Origin of the sequence: Streptomyces venetus (assembly GCF_039540295.1) — a bacterium.
Classification (GTDB): domain Bacteria; phylum Actinomycetota; class Actinomycetes; order Streptomycetales; family Streptomycetaceae; genus Streptomyces; species Streptomyces venetus.
The window spans coordinates 434,131-458,371 of record NZ_BAABET010000004.1; the positions used below are offsets into that span (position 1 = coordinate 434,131).

The window sequence follows — 24,241 nt, forward strand, 5'->3', positions numbered from 1 at the left end:
TCAGTGCCCGTGACCGCCCTCCGGGTGCCCCTGGGGGGTACCCGGCTCGGCGGCCGTCGCCCCGCCGGCCCGGACGGTGAAGGCCGCCGTGTGGACCTTTCCGCCGTGCTTGAAGTCGAGGAAGAGCCGGTAGGAGCCCGCGCTGGGGGCCGTGGCGGTGAAGGAGATGTCCGGGCCGGGCCTGGTCCTTCCGTCCCCGGGTTCGCCGTTCGGGTGGACGTGGAGGTAGGCGAGGTCGCCGGAGCGCAGGGCCACCAGGTGGCCGTAGGCGCCGAGGTAGGGCTGGAGGTCGGTGACGGGCTCGCCGGCGCGGGAGACCTTCAGTTTCAGTTCGCTCGCCTTGCCGGGGCGCAGGGCGCCGGCCAGTTCGACCTCGTAGCCGTTGGTCTCGGCCGTGGTGCTCGCCGGCGGGAGTTTCTTCGGCCGGTAGGGGCCGGAGGCGGCGAGGTCCGCGCCGAGGGTGAGGTTGCGGGCGTCCTTCTTCGCCGGGGTGAAGTCGGCGAAGACGCGGTAGCCGCCCGCGCGGGGCAGGTCGACGGGGATGCTCCAGGTGCCGTCGGCCGCGCGGGTGGGGTGCAGATGGCGGTAGGTGACCAGGTCGCGTGAGGCCACGACGAGGTGGAGTTCCTTGTCGTGTTCGCGCTGGTAGGCGGTGACGGCGCGGCCGCCGCTGTCCCGGATCGTGAAGCGCAGGTCGGTGCGCTTCCCGGCGGTGACGCGCGGGGTCCGGAGGTCGAGGGAGTAGCCGTCCTCGGATATCTGGAGTCCACCGGCCGGGGGTGTCTCGTGTCCGGTGTGGCCGCCGCCTTCCTCCGGCCGGGGCGAGGGCCGGGTGTGCTCGTCCTGGTGCTTCGGCGGGCTGTCGGCGACGACGGGGTCGATGCCCCGGCCGACGCCGTACGCCGCGGTGAAGGTCGCGGCCAGAGCGGCGGCGAAGGTCGTGATCTTGAGTCCGGTGTTCATGGCCGACGTCCCCTTCGGAAACTGGGGCTCCCACTCGACTGCGGGGCCTCCACGCAGCTCACCATACCCCCTAGGGGTATCGAGTCAAGCTGCCTTGACGCTTGCATCCTATACCCCTAGGGGGTATATATGATGTCGCCGAGGAGATACCCCCGGCCCGTATCCGCATCGCCCATATGTCTGCGTCTCACAGAGGAGGCACCGATGCCCGCCACCACCTACGCCGTCTCCGGAATGTCCTGCGGCCACTGCAAGGCCACGCTGACCGAGGCCATCGGCGAGCTGGACAGCGTCAGCGGCGTCGAGGTCGATCTCGCGACCGGCCGCGTCACCGTGACCACCGCCACCGAGCCCGACGACACCGAGATCACCGCGGTCGTCGACGAGGCCGGCTACGAACTGACCGGGAGGGTGTGAGCCATGACCACCAGTGCGACCGGCACCGCCGCCGAGGTGGAACTCGCCATCGGAGGCATGACCTGCGCCTCGTGCGCGGCGCGCATCGAGAAGAAGCTCAACCGCATGGACGGGGTCACCGCCACCGTCAACTACGCCACCGAGAAGGCGAAGGTCAGCTACTCGGGCGACCTCTCCGTCGGCGATCTCATCGCCACCGTCGAGGCGACCGGGTACACCGCCCAGGAGCCCGCGCCTCCCGAGGCGTCCGACGAGCCCGCCGCAGAGGCCGACGAACTGCGGCCGCTGCGTGAGCGCCTGGTCACGGCCGTGGTGCTGGCGGTCCCCGTCGTGGCCATGGCCATGATCCCCGCGCTGCAGTTCGAGTACTGGCAGTGGCTGTCGCTGACGCTGGCCGCGCCCGTCGTGACGTACGCGGCGTGGCCCTTCCACAAGGCGGCGTTCACCAACGCCCGGCACGGCGCCGCCACCATGGACACGCTGATCTCGGTGGGCACCTCGGCCGCGTTCCTCTGGTCGCTGTGGGCGCTGTTCTTCGGCACCGCGGGCACACCGGGGATGACCCACCCCTTCGAGCTGACCATCCAGCGCACGGACGGCGCCGGGAACATCTACCTGGAGGCCGCCGCGGGCGTGACCGCCTTCATCCTGGCCGGGCGGTACTTCGAGGCCCGGGCCAAGCGCAAGGCGGGCGCGGCGCTGCGGGCGCTGCTGGAGCTGGGCGCGAAGGACGTCACCGTGCTGCGCGCCGACGGGCGCGAACAGACCGTCCCGGTCGCGGAGTTGCGGGTCGGTGACCGGTTCCTGGTGCGCCCCGGAGAGAAGATCGCCACCGACGGAACCGTCGTCGAGGGTTCGTCCGCCGTGGACGCCTCGATGCTCACCGGTGAGTCCGTGCCGGTGGAGGTGGGCACGGGGGACCCGGTCACCGGCGCCACGATCAACGTCGGCGGCCGGCTCGTCGTGCGCGCCACGCGGGTCGGGGCCGACACCCAACTGGCCCGGATGGCCCGGCTGGTGGAGGACGCGCAGAACGGCAAGGCCGCCGCACAGCGGCTCGCGGACCGGATCTCCGCCGTGTTCGTGCCCGTCGTGATCGCCCTCGCCCTGGCCACGCTGGGCTTCTGGCTCGGCAACGGCGTGGGACTGACGGCCGCGTTCACCGCCGCGGTCGCCGTCCTCGTCATCGCCTGCCCCTGCGCCCTCGGCCTGGCCACTCCGACCGCGCTCATGGTCGGCACCGGGCGGGGCGCCCAGCTCGGCATCCTCATCAAGGGCCCGGAGGTGCTGGAGTCCACGCGCCGCGTCGACACCGTCGTCCTCGACAAGACCGGCACCGTCACCACCGGCCGGATGACCCTGCTGGCCGTGCACACCGCCGACGGCACCGACGAGGCCGAGGTGCTGCGGCTGGCGGGGGCGCTGGAGCACTCCTCCGAGCACCCGATCGCCCGTGCCGTCGCAGACGGGGCGCTGGAGAAGCTGGGCGCGCTGCCCACGCCCGAGGACTTCGCCAACGTGCCCGGACTCGGGGTACGGGGCATCGTCGAGGGGCACGCGGTGCTCGTCGGCCGGGAGCGGCTGCTGGCCGACTGGGCGATGGAGCTGCCGGAGGGGCCGGCCCGGGCCAGGGCGGCGGCCGAGGAGGCCGGGCGCACGGCCATCGCGGTCGCGTGGGACGGCGAGGCTCGGGCGGTGCTGGAGGTCGCCGACGCGGTGAAGGAGACCAGCGCCGAGGCGATCCGCCGGCTGCGCGCCCTCGGGCTGACCCCGATTCTCCTGACCGGCGACAACGAGGCGGTGGCCCGGTCCGTCGCCCGTGAGGTCGGCATCGCCGCGGAGGACGTCGTCGCCGAGGTTCTGCCGCAGGACAAGGTCGAGGTCGTCAAGCGGTTGCAGGCTCAGGGCCGTTCGGTCGCGATGGTCGGCGACGGGGTGAACGACGCGGCGGCCCTCGCGCAGGCCGATCTCGGTCTGGCGATGGGCACCGGCACGGACGCCGCCATCGAGGCGGGCGACCTCACCCTCGTGCGGGGCGACCTGCGGGCCGCGGCGGACGCCATCCGCCTCGCCCGCCGTACCCTCGGCACCATCCGCTCGAACCTGTTCTGGGCGTTCGCCTACAACGTGGCGGCCCTGCCGCTGGCCGCCGCCGGCCTGCTCACCCCGATGATCGCCGGGGCGGCCATGGCCTTCTCCTCGGTCTTCGTCGTCGGCAACTCGCTGCGGCTGCGCACCTTCCGCGCGGCCGGCTGAAGCGACAGCCGATCAGCGAAGGTGCCAGACCAGGGTGTAGCGCCAGAACAGACGGCGGCGCAGGCGGGCGCCGGGCAGGACGGCACGGGCCTCGCGGACGACCTCGGGGAAGGTCATGTCCGCGGGGCTCGTGCGCGCGGTCATCGAGACCGGGCGGGGCGCCGGGCGGCCCCGGTTCTTCAGCAGCGCCATGCCGATGTTCAGCGGGATCGACGCGACCCCGAGCAGACGGTCGGCGGGCGTCCCCTCCCGGCAGACACCGACGACCACCAGGATGCCGCCGGGGGCCAGCCGGTCGCGGAAGGCCCGCAGGGCCTCGGTGAACGGCAGATGGTGGAGCACCGCCACGCAGGTGATGACGTCGTACGGACCGTCGGAAAGCCCGCCCGGCGCCTCGGCCACCGTGTACGTCACCGGGGTCGCCGCCGGGGTCAGCTCCCGTGCCCGGGCCGTGATCACCGGGTCGGCGTCGACGCCCTGGACGCGCTCGGCCCGGGCGGCCAGCAGCCGGGCGAGGTCGCCGGTGCCGCATCCCACGTCCAGGGCACTGCCCACCCGTGCGGGCAGTTGCCGCAGGATCCAGCGGTGGAAGTGGGCGTTGTGGTCCCAGGGGCGGTCGGCGTGGAAACGATCGAGAGCACGCGGGGCCCGGCGTGGCAGGAGCGTCATGCGCCCAGTCCATCAGATGCGGTCACCGGGTCGCCCTGCCCCGGCTCACCAGGATGGCCGACCGCCGCCTGGGCACTCGGGAGGTACCGGCCCGCGGGGGCGCCGAGCGTGCGCCCGGCGCGTCCCGGTACCTTGCTGAGGAAGGCCACTGCGGGGAGAAGCACATGACCGATCCGACGACCACAGACGCGGACGCCCCCCGTCCGCTCCCGAGCGGCGGGAAGCCCACCGGCGGACCCGGCAGGCTCCTGGGTGCCGTGCTCGGCGATCTCAGGGCCGTGGACGGCGCCCTGTACGCGGCGGTGGCCGCCACCCCCACGCCCACCCTCGACCGGACGTTGCGCCACCTGTCCCATGCCGCCGACCACTCCAAGATCTCGTTCGGTATCGCCGCCGCCCTGGCGCTGGCCGGGAAGCGCCCGCGCCGGGCCGCGATCGCCGGTGTCGGGGCGATCGCCGTGGCATCGGCCTCGGCCAACCTGCTCGGCAAGCGCCTGGTGCGCCGGGCCCGGCCGGACCGGGAGGCGGCCCGGGTGACGGTGGACCGGCATGTGCCCATGCCGACGTCGGCCTCGTTCCCGTCCGGGCACACCGCGTCGGCGGTCGCGTTCGCCACCGCCGTCGGCGTGGTCCTGCCCCCGGCGGCGGTGCCGCTCGGCGCACTGGCGAGCGCCGTCGGCTACTCCCGGGTCCACACGGGCGTGCACTACCCGGGCGACGTGGCCGCGGGCGCGGTCCTCGGCATCGCGAGCGCCGCGGCGGCGCTGGCGGCGGCAGCGGCCACTCCCTCGGCGCGGACCCAGGCGCTGCTCGCGGCGGCCCGGTCGTGGCCGCGGATCAGGATCGGCGGCCTGGTGCGCGGCTGAGCCGCGGGCGGCATCGCCGTACGCGGGGCTGCCGGCCGGCCGTTTCCACACGCGCGTGCGCCGCGGGTCGGCCGGATTCGGAGCCACCGCCCCGGTACGGCGTGCCCGCACTGACGAGCCATCAGCCACAGGTCTCACGAAACACGGCGGCTCGCCGAGGAACAACCTCGGCGAGCCGCTTGGTCCTGGCTCTGTCTCACTCACCGCCCGTGGTGGCCGACTGCGGCGACGAAGCGTCGGCCAAGGGCGTTGAGCGCATGCGACGTTCCCGAAGGAGCGCCTCCTTCGGGTCGTTGGCGTTGCGCCGTTTCATGTGATGCACGGAACTCACCGGAGAGCGGCAGCCGAGCGGCGCACGTCGACAGCCGTGAGTGCCAGGGCCAGCGGCCCCGGAGCGAGGAAGGCCAGGGGCAGCAGCATCCAGGCGCACAGCGCGGCCGTCGCGACGGCGAGCAGGACGAGGCCGCTGCCGCCCACGTCCGCCACGGCGTCCCGGGCCGCTTCGCGTACCGCCGCCCGCCAGTCGGTGAGCGACTCGGGGCGTGCGCAGGCCCGCAGGCCGACGGCCGCCGCGCAGGCGGCGATGGCGGCGGCGGTCACCGCGAACACCGTCGCCCCGGGCAGCCCGGCCCCGGCGAGCGCCAGGTCCGCGGCGAACAGCAGCAGCCCGGCAAGGGCGACGGCCCCGGCGACCAGGTCACCGGCGCGCAGGCGCTGGCGCAGCAGGGCGAAGTACCGTCCCGCCGTGACGGGCCGGTCCTGTCCGGCCCCGCGCAGGACGGCGCACGCCGTCGACAACGCGGCCGGTGCGGTGACCAGCGGCAGGCACGCCAGCGACGTGGCCAGACCGACGCTCAGCACGTCGGCGAACAGGGCCATGCGCGGCCCGAAGACCTCGCCGGCCTCGCGTGTGCGCATCCCGCTCACCCCTTGACTCCGGAACTGGCCATGCCCTCCACCAGGAACCGCTGGAAGGCGAGGAAGAACAGCACGATCGGCAGCAGCGCGATGACGGACAGGGCGAACATCGGGCCGAACGCGGAGGTGCTGGAGGCGTCCACGAAAGAGCGCAGGGCGAGCGTCAGCGTGAACTTGTCCGGGTCGAAGAGGTAGATGAGCTGGGTGAAGAAGTCGTTCCAGGTCCAGATGAACGTGAAGATGGCGGTGGTGATCAGGGCCGGCCGGGTGAGGGGCAGGACGACCTGGAAGAAGCTGCGGAAGGGGCCGCAGCCGTCGATGCGGGCCGCCTCCTCCAGTTCGCGCGGCAGTCCGCGCATGAACTGCACGATGAGGAAGACGAAGAACGCCTCGGTGGCGAGGAACTTCGGCAGGATCAGCGGCCAGTAGGTGTTCACCAGGCCCAGCTGGTTGAAGATGATGTACTGCGGGATCAGCACCGCGTGGTGCGGGAGCATGATCGTGGCGATCATGAAGGCGAACAGCGGCCCGCGGAAGCGGAACCTGAGGCGGGCGAAGGCGTAGGCGGCGAGCGAGCAGCTGAGGACGTTGCCGAGGACGGCGCCGCCCGCGATCAGCAGGGAGTTGCCGAGCAGCCGCCAGATGGAGACGTCGTTGACGCCCTCCAGGGCGGTGGAGTAGTTCGACCACTCCAGGTGGCCGGGCAGCAGGTTCAGGCTCGCGATGACCTCGTCGGCGGGCTTGAGCGAGGTGGCCAGCAGCCACGCCAGCGGGTACAGCATGACCAGCAGCGCGACCAGACAGCCGAGGTGCACGGCGATCCGGCCCCGGCGAACCGGCTTGTGGGAAAGGGCGGTCGAGGTCATCGGTCCCCCTCGGAGGCGTAGAAGACCCAGGAGCGCGAGGTGCGGAACAGCACCGCCGTGACGACGCCGATCACGGCGAGCAGCACCCAGGCCATGGCGGAGGCGTAGCCCATGTGGGAGGCGACGAAGCCGCGGTCGTACAGGTACATGGTGTAGACGAGGGTCGAGTCCGCGGGCCCGCCCTTGCCCGCGCTGACCGCGAAGGAGGGCGTGAACACCTGGAAGGCCTGGATGGTCTGGAGGACCAGGTTGAAGAAGAGCACCGGGGACAGCATCGGCACGGTGACCGACAGGAACTGCCGCCACTTCGTGGCCCCGTCCACGGCCGCCGCCTCGTAGAGCTCGGCGGGGATCTGCTGGAGTCCGGCGAGGAAGATGACCATCGGCGCGCCGAACTGCCACACCGTCAGCAGGGCGACGGCGAGCAGCGCCCAGCCGGGCTTGTTGACCCAGCCGCCGGTGCCGAAGAGGTTGTCCACCGGGCCGCCGTCGTTGAAGACGGCCCGCCAGACGAGGGCGATGGACATCGACGCGCCGAGCAGCGAGGGCGCGTAGAAGGCGGAGCGGTAGAAGGCCTTGCCGCGTTTCATGCCCTTCAGGGCGAGGGCGACGAGGAGGGCGAGCGCCAGTTGCAGGGGTACGGCGATCACGACGTACGTCAGGGTCGTCACGACCGAGCGCCAGTAGCGCGGGTCCTCGGTGAACATCTGCGTGTAGTTGCGCAGGCCCACCCACCGCGGCGGGTTGAACAGGTCGTAGTCCGTGAACGACAGGTACAGCGAAACGGCCATCGGCAGCAGCGTCAGGACGATCGCGCCGAGCACCCAGGGGGACAGGAACACCCAGGCGGCGCCTTCGCGTTCACGCTTGGGGCGGCGCCGGGGGGCGGCGGCCGGGGCGCGCTGGGCCTCCGGCGGGATCGCGGTGGTGGTCATGACCTCAGCTCCGCCTTCGCCTCGGTGACGTAGTTCTCGGCCGCCTCACGGGGCGACATGCGCTCGTAGGACACCTGGTCGTAGTCGCGCTGGAAGGTGCTCTGCAGGGCGTTGTCGCCCGAGGGGGGCGCCTGGGGCGGGTCCTCGAGCTTGCCGTCGAGGGACTCCTGGAAGTCCGCGATGGTCTTGTCGAAGTCCGTCAGTCGCGGCCCGATCTCGTCGCGGATGATCTCGTTGACGGGCATGCTGCGGCTCGCGCCGAGGATCTTCGCGGCCTGCCGGTCGTTGATCATGAAGTCGACGAGCTGCGCCGCCTCCTTCGGGTGGCCGGTGTTGGCGGAGACGCCGAGGAACATGGACGGCTTGAAGTACTGGCCGGGGGCTCCGTCCTCGCCGGAGGGCATCGGGGCGAGGGCGACGCCGGTCGGGACGAGGGCGAGGTAACCGCTCGCCGGGGCGTCCCAGTTGACGTCGGACGTCGCCTTGCCGCGCCCGAGCGGGGTGTTCTCCACCGAGCCGTCGAGCTGGGTGGTCTGCTCGGCGGGCGAGACCGCGCCCTCGCGGCGCAGCCGGTCGGTGAAGGTCCACCAGCGGGTGAGGTCGTCGGCGGTGAAGCCGAGGCCGCCGTCCTTCGTGTAGAGGGACTTGCCCTGGCCTCGAAGCCAGACCTCGAAGGCGTCCTCGCTCTGGCCGGGGTCGGTGCCGCCGGGCCTGCCGGTCTTCTTCGCGAGCGCGCGCATCGCCTCGGCCCACCGGCTCCACGTCCAGCTCTCGCCGGGCAGCGGCACGCCCGACTTCTTCCAGGCCTCGACGTCGTAGACAACGGTCTCGGTGCCCTGTCCCTGCGGGATCGCGTACTGGAGGCCGTCCACGCGGCCGGTGGCGAGCAGCCCCTGGTCGATCTCGGAGGTGCGCAGAGCGGACTTCTGCTTCGCCAGGTCGAGCAGGACGCCGCCGGAGGCGTACTGGTCGATCTGGCGGTAGTCCAGCTGCATGACGTCCGGGGCGTCACCGCCGGCGGCCTGGGTCGCGAGTTTCTGTTTGTAGGCGTCGTAGCCGGAGAACGACGTCGTGACGTCGATGTCCGGGTGCTGTTTCTCGAACAGCGCGACGGCCTGCTCGGTGCGTTCCGCGCGGTCGGGGTTGCCCCACCACGTGTAGCGCAGCACGACCTTGCCGCCGCCGGCGGACTCCCCGGATCCTCCGCAGCCCGCCAGCACGGCACACAGTGCCAGTGCGGCGGCCGACGCGCAGAACCCCTTTGTCCTGTGTCCGGGCATGCCGAGGTCACTCCTCTCCTCGGAGTATCGGTTGAGCCCCCCTCAGATCCCTCTCGCCCCCCCTTGGGCTACTCCCCCTGGTACGGCAGCGTGCTGCCCGGCAGCGCGTACTCGTCCCGGCGGCCGCACATGCCGAAGCCGCCGAGCCGGGTGGGCGCGGCCTCGTGGGCGGTGGCCTCGCCGAGGTAGGCGGGCTCGCCGTCGGCCAGGGCGTCGAGCTGCGCGCCGGTGCGTTCGGCGGTGGCCAGGGCGCCCGCCCGCCACAGGGCGCGCCAGGTGGGCACCTTGTCGCGCACGATCCGGGCGGCGGCCCGCTGGAACTCCAGGTACGGGCCGTTGTCCCCGGCGACGAGGGCCTCGCGAAGCACGAGGTAGCCCTGTACGGCGAGGTCCCTGCGGCGCCGGGCGGCGGCCTCCGTCTCCGGTCCGGTGCCGGGCGGCAGGGTGGCCGCGGCGGCGTACTTCTCCGGGTCGGCGAGGACGTCGGGCGGGAAGGTGAACACGGCGTCCCCGGCCTCGGGCAGGCCGCTGTTCTGCATCAGCACGGTGATGCGCAGATCGCCGCCCTGCACCATGCGGTGCACGGTGCCCGGTGTGAACCATGCGACGGAACCGGCGGCCAGGGGGATGTCCCGGTAGCCGTCGGGGCTGAGCGTCTGGACCGCGCCCCGGCCGCCGGTGACGACGTACGCCTCGGTGCACACCAGGTGCAGGTGCGGGCTGCCGCCGCAGACCCCGTCGGCGGCCTCCCAGTCGTAGGCGCTCAGATGGGACAGGCCGATCGCGCCGGGCAGCGGGTGCGGCAGGGCGGGCTTGGGGTCGCTCACCACGGCAGGCCCTCCAGGTGGGTGCCGACCCGGTCGCTGTCCCAGGCGCCGTCGGCGATCACCAGCCGGTAGCGGTAGCCGAAGGACTCGCCCGGCGGCAGCTCGAACTCCTCGAAGAACGCCCAGGAGAAGGCGACCGTCGGGAAGGGCTCGGAGCGGACGAACCAGTGCGACTCGTGGATCGCGGACTTCTCTTCGAGGTTCTCGGGCGCGTGTGCGAACACCAGGGTGGAGTGCCCGTCGACGTCGTCGTGCTCGGTGCTGAAGGCGAGCCAGGGGCTCTGGGTGCCCATCAGCTTGCCCGCGTCGGCGTCGGTGCCCGGGGCGAAGACGGTGCCGCCGGTGAAGTCGCGCGGGCCGCGCCACTGGAGTCCGGTGTAGCCGGCCATCTCGCGCCCCGCGGTGGTCGGGGAGCCGAAGGCCAGGGGTGCGGAACGGGTGTTGGTGAGGCGGATCGACCAGTCCAGCGCCCAGGCGCCGGCTTCCTCGTCCACGGAGTGCACGGTCAGGCCGCGCACCTCGCGCGCCCACTCCTCGCCGCCGTTCTCGATCCAGGTGAGGTTCTCGGTGAAAGCGAGGCGGTCGTCCTCGACGGTGAAGCCGGAGAAGCCGTCGTGCCGCATCGAGCCGACGCGCTCGGGCAGGGGCAGGTAGCCCTGGCCGTGGACGTAGCAGTTGCCGCCCCAGAAGTTCTGGCCGGAGAGATGACTCGCGGTCATCTGCAGGCCTTTGTGCCAGCGGTGGTCGTTGGGGCGGTAGCCGGTGACCGTGCGGCCGGACAGGGTGCGCACCGGGTGCGCGTACGGTTTGCGGGACTCGAACGGGTCCGGGTCGGGGCGGTAGACGTAGCGGAGGATCTCCGTGCCGCCTGGCGCCGTGACGGCGATGTCCTCGCCGTGGGTGTGGGTGACTCGGATGCTCATGCGCGCTCCTTGGGGGCCCAGTCGGGGTACTCGCCGTGCATGGCCTCGTAGAAGGGATCGCCGGGGCCGATCTCGCCCGCGCGCACGGAGCGGCCGGTGAACGCCGCCTTGTACAGGGCGGCGGCGAACTCGAGGGTGGCCCGGGCGTCCTGGCCGCTGCCGGGTGGCCGGGTGCCGGTGTCGTAGGCGTCGAGGAGGGCGCCCAGCTGGGCGGTGTGCGAGCTGGGCACGTCGTTCGCGGGGGTGCGCCAGGCAGTGGCCCGCTCGGAGGCCACGTGCGGGGCCGGGGTGTAGACCCAGTTGTCGTTGGTGTGGCCGTACAGGTGGGTGAGCTCGACGGTGGCGTCGGCGCAGTCCACGCGGATCCGGCTCACCTCGTCCGGGGAGAGCACGCTGTTGACGACGGTCGCGAGGGCGCCGCCGCGGAAGCGGACCAGCGCGGTGGAGACGTCCTCGCTCTCGGTGTCGTGGACGAGCCGGGCCGCCATGGCCTGGATCTCCTCCCACTGACCGAGCAGGTGCAGCAGCAGGTCGTACTGGTGGATGCCGTGGCCCATGGTGGGCCCGCCGCCCTCGCTGGCCCACTTCCCGCGCCACGGCACGGCGTAGTAGGCGGCGTCCCGGTGCCAGGTGGTCTGGCAGTGCGCGACCAGCGGGGCGCCCAGCTCGCCGCCGGTGATCAGTTCGCGGGCGTGCACGGCGCCGGAGCCGTAGCGGTGCTGGAAGACGACCGACGCGTACGCGCCCGAGGCCTCCTCGGCGGCGGCGATCTCGTCGTACTCGGCGAGCGACAGGGTGAGCGGCTTCTCGCAGAGCACCCAGGCACCGGCCTTGAGCGCGGCCACCGTCTGGTCCCGGTGCAGGGAGGGCGGGGTCCCGATGAGGACCAGGTCGGGGCGTTCGGCGTCCAGCATGGCGTCCACCGACGTGTATCCGGCGACCTGGCCGCCGGCCAGCTCCCGGAAGGCGTCGAGCCGCTCCTGGTCCACGTCGACGGCGGCGACCAGCTCCACCCGGTCGGCGTGGGCCCGCAGCGCGGGAAGGTGGCTGCCGCTGACGATCGCTCCGGTGCCGACGACGGCCACGCGACGGCGGGCGGGAGACCCTGGGGACACGGACATGCGGCGCTCCTCGGACAGCCGGCGGACACACGCTTGGAAAGCGCTTGCACTCGGAAGGTGACCCTAGGCGCGAGCGAATGTCTGGACAACCCCCCTGCATCGACCTGTACAAGGTCCGCCCGAGCATTCTCCCAGCTTGAGGCGGAGTTTCCGATTGCTGCCGCCGCCACGGAAACGGCATTCCGCGGCTCCGCGCGGGGGTTTCCCCCACCATGATCCGGCTGCCAGCCGGAGTGATCAGGCGGCGGGTCGTCCCTACCGTTCTGTCGCACGACCCACCTCCCGGCCATGTCCCTGCCAGTTCACGGGGGGCATCGGCGACAGAAAGGACACGACGTGTTATCCCGTTCCCCGGGAAGAGCGAGCAGACTCGCCCTCGCGCTGACAGCCGCCGCCCTCGCCCTCACGGCACTGCCCGCCACGGCTCAGGGCACCCCCGATCCCCTCGCCCGTTTCCACCACCAGCGCCTCGCGTGGAAGAGCTGCGTGCTCGGCCCGGACGACACGACCGGCAAGGAACTGGAGCAGGCCGGCGCCCGCTGCGCCGACGTGACCGTACCGCTGGACTACTCCGACCCCGGCGGCCGCACCATCACCGTCGCGATCTCCCGGATCCGCGCCACCGACACCGCCCACCGCGTCGGCCCGCTGCTCCTCAACGGCGGCGGCCCCGGCGGACCGTCGCTCGGCGACGCGCCGTGGGTGCGCGAGGCGATGAAGGACGTCGCCGCACGGTACGACGTGGTGGGCGTGGACCCCCGCTTCGTCGGCCGCAGCACAGCACTGGACTGCCGCTGGCCGACCGGCTCGGCGTGGCGCGGGGCGGGCGAGGACCGGGCCGGCTTCGACCGCATGGCCGCGTTCTCCAAGGACCTGGCCCGGCGCTGCCGTACCCACGCGGGCGACGTCCTCCCCCACGCCACCACCCGCAACACCGCGCGTGACATGGACGTCGTCCGGACCGCGCTCGGCGAGCGGCGGATCTCCTACCTGGGCTACTCGTACGGCAGTTACCTCGGCGAGGTGTACACCTCGATGTTCCCCGGCCGCACCGACCGGGTCGTCCTGGACGGCGTGATCGACCCGGACCGCTACAGCGCCCGGCTGTGGCGGGGCGTCGAGCCGGCCAACCGCCAGGCCCTGCAAGGGTGGGCCTCCTGGGCCGCCGCCCGGGACGCGACCTACGGCCTGGGCCGTACGCGGGGGGAGGTACTGGCCACCGTGGAGCGGATCCGGGCCGCCGCCGCCCGCACCCCGCTGCGGCTCGGTGACCACCGGCTGGACGAGCACGTGATGCCGATCGTCGTCCTCAACGGCCTCTCCCAGGACAACGACGAAGCCTACGGTGACTTCGCGCAAGGCGTACGGGACATGCTTCGGGCGTCGTGGGGGGAGCGGGTCACACCGTCCCCGGGGCTCGCCGGGGTGCTGGACTTCGTGCTCACGGGCGCCGACTCGCCCTACGGCAGTGCCCAGGCGGCCGTCGTGTGCGGCGACAACGCCGCTCCGCGTGACCCGGAGGTCTACTGGCGTGACGTCCAGCGCGCCCGTGCGCGGGACCCGCTGTTCGCGCCCGTGACGAACAATCTCAACCCGTGCGCCTACTGGGACCGGCCGCGCGAACGTCCGACCACGGTCCGGGACGACCTGCCGGCCCTCCTCGTCAACGCCACCGGCGACCCGCGCACCTCCTACGACGGCGCGAGGACGGTCCGCTCCGACTGGCCCTCCTCGCGCCTGGTGACCCTGCGCGGCGCCGACCAGCACGGGGTGTACGGCATCTTCGGCTCGCCCTGCGTCGACGACGCGGTCAACGCGTACCTCGCCACGGGCCGGCTGCCGGCACGGGACGTGGACTGCGCCGCGCCTGCGCGCCGTTGACGCTCCCCGGTCTCAGGAGCGCTTCCTGATCCGCTGGGCGTCGAGGGCCGCGATCGCGACGTGCAACTGGGCCCGGCGGTCGCCGGACTCCAGGTCCGCGCCCAGGATGTCCTCGACGATGTGCAGGCGCTGGTAGAGGGCCTGCCGTGACAGGTGGCTGCGGCGTGCCGCGATCGACTTGTTGCCCGCCGCCGCCAGATAGTGCCGCAAGGTCGTCAGCAGATCCGTGCCGTGCTGCTGGTCGTGGGCGAGCAGGGCGGCGAGCTGCCGCTCGGCGTAGGCCTGCACCCGCGGGTCGTCGCGCAGCGAGTAGAACAGCTCCGGCAGGCCGATGTCGGCGAGGGTGCGGACCGCCGGCCGCCCCTCGGGCGGCACGGCGTCGGCGACCTGTTCGGCCTCCGCGGCGGACCGGGGCACCTCAGTCAGGTCGCCCACCTCGGCACCCACGTACACGGGGGTGCCGGCCAGTTCAGCGATCTCGGCGGCGAGCGGGTGCCATCCTCCGGGCTCCCGGAAGGTCAGGAGCACCCCGATGCCCCGCTCGCCCAGATCTCCCACGAGCGCGCCGCCCTCGAACCGCGCGCGCAGCTTGTCGAGCACCACGTCCCGCTCGGCGGTGCGGACCAGCACGACGGCCAGCCGGCGCCCGTGGGTGGACACGCCCAGCGCCGCGATCTTGGTCCGGGTGTCGCGCCAGGACAGGTGCCGCTGTTCGAGCACGTCGAGCAGCGCGTCGCGCTGGGCCTGCTCCTCCCACCGCGTGTCGTGGGTCAGCCGGGCCAGGGTGAGAGCGATGGCCGCGCGCTCCAGCACCATCACGTGGTCGACGAGGAACTGCTGGTCGGCGGTGCTCCCGGGCAGCATGGCCAGGCGTCCCCACCGCTGCCCCCGGAACTCCACCGCGGTGACCAGCCAGCCCTCCTGACCGCACACCTCGGTGCGCCCGGTGGGTGAGGGAGTGGCGCGGGAACGCTCCTCCCAGCGGTTGAGCGCGTCCTCCACCGTGCCCTCCCCCGGCGCGCAGATGAGGGCCTGGTGCGCCAGGTTCTCCAGGACGACGGCGCTGCCGGTCATGGCCGCGGCGGCCCGGACCACCTCGTCGGCCCCGGCCCCGCGCAGGGACAGCGCGGTGAAGGTGTCGTGGACGCGCTGCGCGGCCCTCAGGGTGCGGACCTGGCCGGTCAGGATCATCGCGTGGACTTCCTGGGTCACGTCGACGAACTTGATGCCCCGTCGCAGCACGATCAGCGGCATGCCCCGGGTGCGGCACGCGGCGACCAGCTCGTAGGGCGCCTCGTGGTAGCAGCGTCCCAGTTCGAGCACCACGGCGGCGGCGCCGATGTCGGCGAGTTCGGCGGCCCACTCGTCGAGCCGGGTGGGGAAGCCGACACCGGTGGTGAGCACCAGTTCCCCGCCGCGCAGTGCCGAGGCCGGATGCTCCCACTCGGTGATGTGCACCCAGCGCACCCGCCGGTCCAGCCGGTCGTGCCCGGCGAGGATCTTCGGGAGCCCATGGGCCAGCACGGGCAGGGCCAGTACCTCGGCCACCGTCACCGTCCCGCCGTCGCTCACTCTCACAAGTTGCATCTTTCCGACTCGCCGCGCAATGGGCTCACGGGTGTCACCAGGAGGTTCGGTGGGGGCGTGGGCTCGGCCGGGCCGTGCGTCAGCGGTCTCAGGTCGTGGCGGGGACCTCGGAACGCTGCTCGGTGGTGAGCGCCTGCCCCTTCGTCTCCGGTGCCAGGGCGAGGGAGACCACGAGGCCGACGAGTGTGACCCCGGCTCCGATCAGCAGGGTCCCGGAGCCGCCCACACCGGCGATGAGCAGCGGCAGGCAGAAGGTGCCTCCGGCGGAGCCGAAGCGGCTCATGGCCGAGGCGAACCCGACTCCGGTCGCCCGCAGATCCGTCGGGAAGAGCTCGCTCGGGTACAGGAACTGCAGGGCGCTGCCGGCGGCCTCGGCGAAGTGGAACAGCAGGAACAGGAGGATGACGGGCAGAGCGAGGTGCATCGGGATCACCGCGAGGCAGAACAGCGACGCGAAGATGCCGACGAAGCTGCCGATCAGCAGGGGCCGGCGGCCGATCCGGTCGACCAGGAGCAGCCCCGCCGACACGCCCAGGATGGGGATCACCATCATGACGGCGGCGCTGGTCGTCGCGTTGCCGACGCCCATGGACTCCAGGATCTGCGGCTGGAAGGTGCGGATGGCGAAGCCCGTCGCCACCTGGCAGAGGAAGAACATCGAGCAGAACACGATCTGCCTGCCGTAACCGCGGCGGAACACCTCGCCGATGTTGCTCAGGCCGGTACCGCCGCGCCGCGGGGCCCTGCTCTCCGCGACCAGGTCGTCGACCGCCACGTCGGGGCCGACGTAGCGGCGCACGATGGCGGTCGCCTCGTCCACCCTGCCCCGGCTGGCCAGCCACCGCGGGGACTCGGGGACGCCGGTCCGCATGAGCAGGAAGACCGTGGCCGGCAGGGCGCCCGAGACCAGCATCCAGCGCCATCCGTCGTCGCCCAGGTTGAGCAGGGCGAGGCCCGCCCAGTAGCTGACGCCGTAGCCGATCCACCACGACAGCACCAGCCCGGGCAGCGCGATACCGCGGAGCTTCCTGGGCACCAGCTCGGCGGTGAGGGCGGAGGCGATCGGGTAGTCGGCGCCCACGGCGATCCCGATGACCAGGCGCAGCACGAAGAGCTGCCAGGCCTCCTGCACGAAGAACTGCGGGATCGACGCGGCGACGAACACCACGAGGTTCAGCAGGTACATCAGCCGGCGCCCGATCCGGTCGGTGACGGCGCCGAAGACCAGCGCCCCGATGAAGACACCGATCAGGGCGGAGCTGGCGAGCAGGCCGGACCATACGGAGCCCAGGTGCAGCTGCGGAGTGATCTGGCTCATCGCGATCGCGATGATGCCGAGCAGGTAGCCGTCGCAGAACGGCCCGCCCATCGCGACGGCGACCAGGCGCTTGTGGAAACGGTTGACGGGGACGTCGTCCAGAGCGGTTGACATGGTGGGGTGCCTCTCGTCGGCGGGGACGATGTCCAGACACTGTGGGCCAGGCCACCCGGGGCCGACAGAGACAGAGTGTCAGGTCGTCCCGGAGCCCGCTTGACACGGCGTTCCGATCTGGGCGCAAGCGTGTCGCATGCCCCGCCGATGCGGTACAGCTGGTCGCATGGAAGTGAGAAACGCGCTGGTCACAGGCGCCAATCGAGGGCTGGGTGCCGCCATCGCGGACGCTCTGGCCGGGCAGGGCATCCGCGTGTGGCGCGGTGTGCGGGACGGTGTCCGCACGGCACACGACGTGCGGTTGGACGTCCGCGACGCGGACAGTGTGACCGCGGCGGTGCGGCACATCCTCGACGAGGACGGACGCGTCGACATCCTCGTGAACAACGCCGGGGTCACCGACGGCCGGCAGGCTCCCGCCACGGCCGATCTCGAGGTGGCCGCCCGGGTGTGGGACACCAACGTCCTCGGGGCCTGGCGGTGTGCCCAGGCGGTCCTCCCGGGCATGCGCGCGGCCGGCTACGGCCGCATCGTCAACGTCAGCAGCACGCTCGGCTCACTCGGTCTCATGGACCGGCCGAGCGAGCCCGCCTACCGCGTCTCCAAGGCCGCGCTCAACGCGCTGACCCGGGTGCTGGCCGCCGAGCTCACCGGAACCGGGGTGCTGGTCAACGCCGCCTCGCCCGGCTGGGTCCGCACCGACATGAGCCCGTCCGCGACGCGCGGCCCGGCCGAGGGCGCCGACACCCCGGTCTGGCTCGCGACCCTGCCCGACGACGGGCCCACCGGTGGCTTCTTCCGGGACCGGGAGCCTCTCGCCTGGTGACGGGCAGCCACGACGCCGTGTCAAGCGGCACCGTGATGCGCTGACAGTCTGTTCCTGTCGGCCGGGGGCCGCCCGGCCGACAGTGAGGAGACGACGTCCCGACGCACTTTCCTCGCCCGCGGCGCCTCGCCGCACGACCCAAAGGATCGCCCATGTCCTCGAGGCCCGTCGTCTCCTTCGACTGCTACCGCACCCTGATCGACTTCGACCTCAACCGCGCCACCCTGCCCATCGTCCGCGACCGCCTCGACGAGGTCGGCGTCGACCACGAGGTCTTCCTCGACAACCTGCGCGTCATGCGCTTCCAGGGCGTCGTGCAGCCCTACCGCCGCTATCGCGACATCCTGCGGGACACGCTCGAGAACTGCATGCTGCTGCACGGCGTCGAGTACCGCGACGAGGACTACGAACAGCTCGTCGCGGCCGCCGAGAGGTTCCCGGTCTTCCCCGACGTCCCCGACGCGCTGCGCAGGCTCAAGGAGGGGTACGACATCGCCATCCTGACCAACAGCGACAACGATCTGATCCCTCATCACCTCGAGACCATCGGGGTCCCCTTCGACCACGTGGTCACCGCCGAACAGGCAGGCGCCTACAAGCCCCGCCGCCAGGCCTTCGAGAAGCTCTTCGAGGTCCTTCCGCAGCGCAGGGACCAGATCACCCATGCCGCGCAGGGCTGGGACTACGACATCATGCCCACCAAGGACCTCGGCCTCGCCCGCAGGGTGTGGGTGAACCGCTACGGCCTCAAGGGCAGCGACGCCTTCCAGCCGTACGACGAGATCCGCGACCTGTCGGAACTCCCGGCGCTGCTGGGGCTCTGATCACGCCATGCACTCGACCACCGACCCACGAGCGGACCTGGTCAACGGGAACGTCTCCTTCTGGTTCGAGGCGATCGGCGGACGCCCTCCGCTGCGTCCCGCGCTGCCCGGTGACACCACCGCGGACGTGTGCGTCGTCGGCGCCGGGTTCACCGGCCTGTGGACCGCCTACTACCTCAAGAAGGCCGACCCCTCCCTCCGCATCGTCGTCCTGGAGCGCGAGTTCGCCGGCTACGGCGCCTCCGGGCGCAACGGCGGCTGGGCCTCCGGGCTGCTCGCCGGCTCCCGGGACCGGTTCGCGCGGCTGTACGGCGCCGACGCGGTGAAGGACCAGCAGCGCGTGATGCACGAGGCCGTCGACGAGATCGTCGCCGTCGCCGCGGCGGAGGGCATCGAGGCCGACATCGTCAAGGGCGGCACCCTGCGCATCGCCACCTCGCCGGCGCAGGTGCGGCGGCTGACCGCGGGGGTCGCCGAGGACCACAGGTGGGGAGTCACCGACTCCCGCCTCCTCGACGACGCCGAACTCCGCGAGCGCATCCGCATCCCGGAGGCCGTGAAGGCCGCCTACACCCCGCACTGCGCCCGCATGCAGCCGGCACGCTACGTCCGTGCCCTGGCCGGCGTCGTGGAGTCCCTCGGCGTCACGATCCGGGAGTCGACCGCCGTCACCCGCATCGAGAGCGGCGCCGCGCACACCGACCGGGGTGTCGTCCGGGCTCCCGTGATCCTGCGCGCCACGGAGGGCTACACCGCCTCCCTGGCGGGGGAACGGCGCACCTGGCTCCCGATGAACAGCTCGATGATCGTCACCGAGCCGCTGCCGCGGGCCGTCTGGGACGAGATCGGCTGGAGCCGGGGCGAGACCCTCGGCGACAAGTGCTACTCCCACATGTACGGCCAGCGCACGGCCGACGACCGGATCGCGATCGGTGGCCGGGGCATCCCCTACCGCTTCGGCTCGGCCACCGACCGCGACGGCGCCACTCAGGAGGCGACCGTCCGCTCCCTCACGGAGATCCTGCACCGCAGGTTCCCCGCCGCGCGCGGCCACCGGGTGGCACACGCCTGGTGCGGTGTCCTCGGCGTGCCCCGGGACTGGTGCTCGAGCGCCGTCTACGACCCCGCCACCGGGCTGGGGCACGCCGGCGGATACGTCGGCCAGGGCCTCACCACCACCAACCTGGCCGGCCGCACCCTGCGTGACCTGGTCCTCGGGCACGACACCGAGCTGACCCGGCTGCCCTGGGTGGGGCACACCTCGCGCAAGTGGGAGGTGGAACCGCTGCGGTGGCTGGGGGTGCGGTCCATGTACCTGGCCTACAGCCGGGCGGACCGCAGGGAGCTCGCGGGGCACGGACGCGCGTCGCGGCTCGCGAGGGTGGCCGACGTCATCAGCCGCCGCCCCTGACATGCCGGAGGACCGCGTCGACATGCCGGAGGACCGCGTCCGTGTCCGCGACCGGTGGCGCGGTCCTCGCCACGCGGCGACTCGGCGCGTTCTTCGCCGCCCGACGAGGTCACCCGGCGTCTGAAGCCCCGCTCAACCGCCGGGCGGTCTCCGCACCACCCCGCCACTCGACCACTCAGCACGTTCCCCGCGCCCGCCCCGACTACCGGGCGCGCTCCGCACCGCCCCGCCACTGGGCCGTGGGCGCCTCGCGGAAGCGGTACCGGCGCTCGGGGCGACCCGCCACGCCGTAGCGCAGGGACACCTCGGCGCGGCCGACGGTGTGGAAGTGCTCCAGGTAGCGGCGGGCGCTCACGCGGGACACGCCGGTCAGGGCGGCGCACTCGGTGGCGGAGAGGGTGCCGTCCGCCGCGCGCAGGGCCCGCTCGACCAGCTCGGCGGTCTCCACGCTCATGCCCTTGGGCAGGGCCGGGGCGGCCGAGCCCGGTCCGGCCGCTCCGGCCAGTACGCGGTCGACATCGGCCTGGCCCCGCACGACCGTGCCGAGCAACCGGCCGCGCCGGTCGGCGTAGCGCTCCAGGCGGGTGCGCAGTTCCTCGGACTCGAACGGCTTGAGCAGGTAGTCGACGACCCCGTGCCGGACGGCGCCGCGTACCGTCTCGGCCTCCCGGGCGGCGCTGACGACCATGACGTCGCAGTCGTGGCCCGCCGTGCGCAGCCGGGGGATGACGTCGAGGCCGAAGACGTCCGGCAGGTGGAGGTCGAGGAGAACCAGGTCGGGGCGCAGGGTGTCGACGGCGGTGACGGCCTCCTCGCCGGTACCGGCGGCACCGACGACGCGGAACGGCTCGACGCGCTCGACGAAGGCACGGTGGACCTTGGCCACCATGAAGTCGTCGTCGACCACGAGGACGTCGATCGTGTCGGTCCTGCCGGACGTACCGGGCTGGCTGGTCATCGTGCCTCCTTCCGCGCCGGGGCCGCCCATCATGGCGTCCGCCTGCGGTGGGGGAAAGGGACGTGCACGCGGCGCTCGCGTTTTCACGCCGACCGCAAAGACCAAAACCTCCGTTGGTTCCGCAAGAGAGACAGTTCGTCGGCCCCCGGTGCAGCATGTGGCCCACGTCACCCTCCCCCACAGGGCCTTTCCCAACCGCATCGACGTACCGACAGGTGGTGGCACTCGTGCGCCTGCGCACCCCCCTGGCCCTGCTCGGGGCCGCCGTGCTCGTGCTCGTCGGACCGCCGCTGCTGACCACCGGCAGCGGCACCGAGACCGGCACACAGATCCCGGGCCTGCGATTCATGGTCCCCAACACGCCCGGCGGCGGCTACGACATCACGGCCCGGACGGCCGCGAAGAACGCCGAGGACGCCGGACTGACCCACAACATCGAGGTGTTCAACCTGCCCGGCGCCGGTGGCACGGTCGGGCTGAGCCGGCTGGTGAGCGAGCACGGCAACGGCAAGCTCGCCATGTCCATGGGTCTCGGGGTCGTGGGCGCCGTCCGTTCCAACGACGCGCCGAAGACGCTCGGCGACACCACGCCGATCGCCCGGCTCACCGAGGAGCAGGACGTCGTCGTGGTCGCCAAGGACTCCCCGTACAAGACGATCGACGATCTCGTCGGCGCCTGGAAGAAGAGCCCGGGCAAGCTTCCGGTGGGCGGTGGTTCGTCGCCCGGCGGGCCCGACCACCTCGCCCCGATGCTGATGGCGCGGGCCGCCGGGATCCCCCCGAGGCAGGTCAACTACATCCCGTTCGACGGCGGCGGGGAACTGCTCGCGTCGATCCTCGGCAACAAGGTCGCCTTCGGTGTCTCCGGTGTCGGCGAGTACCTGGACCAGATCAAGGCGGGCGAGCTGCGCCTGCTCGCGGTCACCGGCCCCGAGCGCGTCGAGGGGCTGGACGCGCCCACGCTGCGGGAGGCGGGCTACGACGTGGACTTCACCAACTGGCGCGGCGTCGTCGCCCCGCCCGGTCTGGGCGACGGCGAGCGGAACAAGCTCGTGCGGCTGGTCGAGGAGCTGCACGGCTCGGACGAGTGGCAGAAGTCCCTGAAGCAGAACGGCTGGGACGACGCCTTCCTCACCGGCGACAAGTTCGGCGCCTTCCTCGACGCCGAGGACAAGCGCGTGGTTTCGGTGCTGAAGGAGCTGGGACTGTGACGACGCAGACCACCGACATTCCTCCCGCGCAGCGCAGCGAGAAGCGCTCGTGGCTGCGGGAGCACTCCGAACTCGGCGTGTGTGCGCTGCTGCTGGTGCTGGGCGTGCTCGTCCTGACCGACGCGCTCACCATGGACGTCGACATCGCCCAGCGCGGCCCGGTCGGCCCGAAGACCGTGCCGGTCGTGGTCGGCGCCGGTCTGCTGGTGATCGCCGCCCTGCTCGCCGTGGACGTGCTGCGCGGCGGCCGTGGCCAGGCCGAGAGCGGCGAGGACGTCGACCTGTCCGAGCCCGCGGACTGGCGCACGGTGCTGCTGCTCGCCGGGGTGTTCCTCGGCGCGGCCGTCCTGATCGAGCCGCTCGGCTTCCCCGTCGCCGGGGCGCTGCTGTTCTGGGGCGCGGCGTTCACGCTGGGCAGCCGCCGGATCGACCGCGATCCGCTCATCGCGGCCGGGCTGGCCCTCGTGACCTACGTGGTCTTCAACAACCTGCTCGGAGTGCCCCTGCCGGGCGGTCCGCTGATGGGAGTGCTGTGACATGGACGCCTTCAACTCCCTGCTGGACGGCTTCGGTACGGCCCTCACCCCCGTCAACCTGCTGTGGGCCGCGATCGGTGTCCTGCTCGGCACGGCGATCGGCGTGCTGCCCGGCATCGGCCCGGCGATGGCGGTCGCCCTGCTGCTGCCGGTGACATACGGGCTCGACCCGATCGGCGCGTTCATCATGTTCGCCGGCATCTACTACGGCGCGATGTTCGGCGGCTCGACCACCTCCATCCTGCTCAACACGCCCGGTGAGAGCGCGGCGGTGGTCGCGGCCATGGAGGGCAACCCCATGGCCAAGTCCGGCCGCGGCGCCCAAGCCCTGGCGGCGGCCGCGATCGGTCACTTCGCCGGCGGCATGGTGGGCACGCTCCTGCTGGTGGCGCTCGCGCCGACGGTCGCGAAGCTGGCCGTGGACATCGGCGCGCCGGACTACTTCGCCATCATGGTGCTGGCGTTCATCGCGGTGACGTCGGTGCTCGGCTCGTCCCGGATCCGCGGCCTCGCCTCCCTGCTCATCGGTCTCACCCTGGGCCTGGTGGGCCTGGACCAGATGACCGGCCAGCAGCGCCTGACGTTCGGCTCGCTCCAACTGGCCGACGGCATCGACGTGGTGATCGTCGCGGTCGGTCTCTTCGCGATCGGCGAGGCCCTGTGGGTCGCGGCGCACCTGCGGCGCAGGCCGCCCGAGCCGATCCCGGTGGGTCGTCCCTGGCTGGGGCGCGGTGACGTGAACCGGACCTGGAAGTCGTGGCTGCGCGGCCCGTTCATCGGTTTCCCGTTCGGCGCGATCCCGGCGGGCGGCGCGGAGATCCCCACCTTCCTGTCGTACGTGACGGAGAAGCGCCTGTCCAAGCACAAGGACGAGTGGGGCAAGGGCGCCATCGAGGGCGTCGCGGGACCGGAGTCGGCGGCGTCCGCCTCGGCGGCGGGCACCCTGGTGTCGATGCTGACCCTGGGCCTGCCGACCACGGCGGTCGCGGCCGTCATGCTGGCCGCCTTCCAGCAGTACGGCATCCAGCCGGGCCCGCTGCTGTTCGAGCGCGAACCCGACCTGGTGTGGGGGCTGATCGCCTCCCTGTTCGTCGGCATGGTGCTGCTGCTCGCGCTCAACCTGCCGCTGGCGCCGGTGTGGGCGAAGCTGCTGCGCATCCCCCGGCCGTACCTGTACGCCGGGATCATGTTCTTCGCTGCGGTCGGCGCGTACGCGGTCGGCGGCGAGGTCATCGACCTGGTGATCCTGCTGATCATCGGCCTGATCGGCTTCGGCATGCGCCGCTACGGCCTGCCGGTGCTGCCCGCCGTCATCGGCGTGATCCTCGGCCCCAACGCCGAGCAGCAGCTGCGGCGGGCCCTGCAGATCAGCGACGGCAGCGTGACGGGCCTGGTCAACACGCCGTTCGCGGTGACCGTGTACGCGGTGATCGTGGTGCTGCTGGCCTGGCCGCTGCTGAAGAAGGCGGTGAGGCGCGGGCGCGTCGAGGCCTGACGCGCGAGGTTCCGCCGAGGGGCGCGGCTGTTTCCGAGC

Annotated in this window: 22 protein-coding genes; 10 read left to right on the plus strand and 12 right to left on the minus strand. The window is 72.5% G+C overall.

Annotated elements, in window-relative coordinates; translation table 11 throughout:
• Positions 1-963: a hypothetical protein gene (locus tag ABEA82_RS15695; RefSeq protein WP_345662085.1), complete on the minus strand. Its 963-nt coding sequence runs from the start codon at positions 961-963 to the stop codon at positions 1-3.
• A gap of 204 nt (positions 964-1,167) precedes the next feature.
• On the opposite strand from ABEA82_RS15695, the gene ABEA82_RS15700 reads away from it, so the two are divergent.
• The gene (locus ABEA82_RS15700; RefSeq protein WP_345662086.1) at positions 1,168-1,380 is read left to right on the plus strand and encodes a heavy-metal-associated domain-containing protein; all 213 of its coding nucleotides are present in this window, start codon (positions 1,168-1,170) and stop codon (positions 1,378-1,380) included.
• 3 nt (positions 1,381-1,383) lie between these two features.
• Positions 1,384-3,636: a heavy metal translocating P-type ATPase gene (locus ABEA82_RS15705; RefSeq protein WP_345662087.1), complete on the plus strand. Its 2,253-nt coding sequence runs from the start codon at positions 1,384-1,386 to the stop codon at positions 3,634-3,636.
• 12 nt (positions 3,637-3,648) lie between these two features.
• Here the strand turns inward: ABEA82_RS15705 and ABEA82_RS15710 are convergent, their stop codons facing one another.
• A complete protein-coding gene (locus tag ABEA82_RS15710; RefSeq protein ID WP_345662088.1) occupies positions 3,649-4,305 on the minus strand; it encodes a class I SAM-dependent methyltransferase in 657 nt (218 codons plus the stop codon).
• A 164-nt stretch (positions 4,306-4,469) separates the two neighbouring features.
• On the opposite strand from ABEA82_RS15710, the gene ABEA82_RS15715 reads away from it, so the two are divergent.
• Positions 4,470-5,171: a phosphatase PAP2 family protein gene (locus ABEA82_RS15715; protein WP_345662089.1), complete on the plus strand. Its 702-nt coding sequence runs from the start codon at positions 4,470-4,472 to the stop codon at positions 5,169-5,171.
• Between the two features lie 327 nt (positions 5,172-5,498).
• Here the strand turns inward: ABEA82_RS15715 and ABEA82_RS15720 are convergent, their stop codons facing one another.
• From ABEA82_RS15720 to ABEA82_RS15750, 7 genes are all read right to left on the minus strand, one after another.
• Positions 5,499-6,089 carry a hypothetical protein gene (locus ABEA82_RS15720; RefSeq protein ID WP_345662090.1) on the minus strand — a complete coding sequence of 197 codons (591 nt, stop codon included), beginning with the start codon at positions 6,087-6,089 and terminating at the stop codon, positions 5,499-5,501.
• Between the two features lie 5 nt (positions 6,090-6,094).
• Positions 6,095-6,955, minus strand: a complete 861-nt coding sequence (locus ABEA82_RS15725; RefSeq protein ID WP_345662091.1) for a carbohydrate ABC transporter permease — start codon at positions 6,953-6,955, stop codon at positions 6,095-6,097.
• Positions 6,952-7,890, minus strand: coding sequence for a carbohydrate ABC transporter permease (locus tag ABEA82_RS15730; protein WP_345662092.1), 939 nt, complete (start codon positions 7,888-7,890; stop codon positions 6,952-6,954). Before ABEA82_RS15730 ends, ABEA82_RS15725 begins: the two co-directional genes overlap by 4 nt.
• Positions 7,887-9,170, minus strand: coding sequence for an ABC transporter substrate-binding protein (locus tag ABEA82_RS15735; RefSeq protein WP_345662093.1), 1,284 nt, complete (start codon positions 9,168-9,170; stop codon positions 7,887-7,889). The genes ABEA82_RS15730 and ABEA82_RS15735 overlap by 4 nt, the downstream gene beginning before the upstream one ends.
• A gap of 68 nt (positions 9,171-9,238) precedes the next feature.
• Entirely contained in the window at positions 9,239-10,000 is a 762-nt protein-coding gene (locus ABEA82_RS15740; RefSeq protein ID WP_345662094.1) for a cupin domain-containing protein, read from the minus strand.
• On the minus strand, positions 9,994-10,920 hold the full coding sequence (locus tag ABEA82_RS15745; RefSeq protein WP_345662095.1) for a DUF6807 domain-containing protein: 927 nt from the start codon (positions 10,918-10,920) through the stop codon (positions 9,994-9,996). The genes ABEA82_RS15740 and ABEA82_RS15745 overlap by 7 nt, the downstream gene beginning before the upstream one ends.
• On the minus strand, positions 10,917-12,041 hold the full coding sequence (locus tag ABEA82_RS15750) for a Gfo/Idh/MocA family protein (protein ID WP_345662096.1): 1,125 nt from the start codon (positions 12,039-12,041) through the stop codon (positions 10,917-10,919). Before ABEA82_RS15750 ends, ABEA82_RS15745 begins: the two co-directional genes overlap by 4 nt.
• Before the next feature lie 288 nt (positions 12,042-12,329).
• Between ABEA82_RS15750 and ABEA82_RS15755 the strand changes: the two genes are divergently transcribed.
• Complete coding sequence (locus tag ABEA82_RS15755) at positions 12,330-13,922, plus strand: alpha/beta hydrolase (protein WP_425588523.1); 1,593 nt, start codon at positions 12,330-12,332, stop codon at positions 13,920-13,922.
• A gap of 12 nt (positions 13,923-13,934) precedes the next feature.
• On the opposite strand, the gene ABEA82_RS15760 is transcribed toward ABEA82_RS15755, so the two are convergent.
• Both ABEA82_RS15760 and ABEA82_RS15765 read right to left on the minus strand, forming a co-directional pair.
• Positions 13,935-15,494 carry a PucR family transcriptional regulator gene (locus tag ABEA82_RS15760; RefSeq protein WP_345662098.1) on the minus strand — a complete coding sequence of 520 codons (1,560 nt, stop codon included), beginning with the start codon at positions 15,492-15,494 and terminating at the stop codon, positions 13,935-13,937.
• Positions 15,495-15,597: 103 nt separating this feature from the next.
• Positions 15,598-16,941: an MFS transporter gene (locus ABEA82_RS15765; protein ID WP_345662099.1), complete on the minus strand. Its 1,344-nt coding sequence runs from the start codon at positions 16,939-16,941 to the stop codon at positions 15,598-15,600.
• Positions 16,942-17,107: 166 nt separating this feature from the next.
• Here ABEA82_RS15765 and ABEA82_RS15770 point away from each other — a divergent pair, with 166 nt between their 5' ends.
• The 3 genes from ABEA82_RS15770 to ABEA82_RS15780 all read left to right on the plus strand — a co-directional run bounded on the left by ABEA82_RS15770 (position 17,108) and on the right by ABEA82_RS15780 (position 20,002).
• A complete protein-coding gene (locus ABEA82_RS15770; protein WP_345662100.1) occupies positions 17,108-17,767 on the plus strand; it encodes an SDR family NAD(P)-dependent oxidoreductase in 660 nt (219 codons plus the stop codon).
• 152 nt (positions 17,768-17,919) lie between these two features.
• Positions 17,920-18,591, plus strand: a complete 672-nt coding sequence (locus ABEA82_RS15775; RefSeq protein WP_345662101.1) for an HAD-IA family hydrolase — start codon at positions 17,920-17,922, stop codon at positions 18,589-18,591.
• Between the two features lie 7 nt (positions 18,592-18,598).
• Positions 18,599-20,002: an NAD(P)/FAD-dependent oxidoreductase gene (locus ABEA82_RS15780; protein ID WP_345662102.1), complete on the plus strand. Its 1,404-nt coding sequence runs from the start codon at positions 18,599-18,601 to the stop codon at positions 20,000-20,002.
• A 202-nt stretch (positions 20,003-20,204) separates the two neighbouring features.
• Here ABEA82_RS15780 and ABEA82_RS15785 read toward each other — a convergent pair whose 3' ends face one another.
• Positions 20,205-20,960, minus strand: a complete 756-nt coding sequence (locus ABEA82_RS15785) for a response regulator (RefSeq protein ID WP_345662103.1) — start codon at positions 20,958-20,960, stop codon at positions 20,205-20,207.
• 227 nt (positions 20,961-21,187) lie between these two features.
• Here ABEA82_RS15785 and ABEA82_RS15790 point away from each other — a divergent pair, with 227 nt between their 5' ends.
• Genes ABEA82_RS15790 through ABEA82_RS15800 form a run of 3 tightly spaced genes read left to right on the plus strand, consistent with a single transcriptional unit; the run spans position 21,188 to position 24,202 of the window.
• Positions 21,188-22,171, plus strand: a complete 984-nt coding sequence (locus tag ABEA82_RS15790) for a Bug family tripartite tricarboxylate transporter substrate binding protein (RefSeq protein WP_345662362.1) — start codon at positions 21,188-21,190, stop codon at positions 22,169-22,171.
• On the plus strand, positions 22,168-22,707 hold the full coding sequence (locus ABEA82_RS15795; protein WP_345662104.1) for a tripartite tricarboxylate transporter TctB family protein: 540 nt from the start codon (positions 22,168-22,170) through the stop codon (positions 22,705-22,707). The genes ABEA82_RS15790 and ABEA82_RS15795 overlap by 4 nt, the downstream gene beginning before the upstream one ends.
• Position 22,708: 1 nt before the next feature.
• On the plus strand, positions 22,709-24,202 hold the full coding sequence (locus ABEA82_RS15800; protein ID WP_345662105.1) for a tripartite tricarboxylate transporter permease: 1,494 nt from the start codon (positions 22,709-22,711) through the stop codon (positions 24,200-24,202).
• The last annotated feature ends 39 nt before the right edge of the window (positions 24,203-24,241 follow it).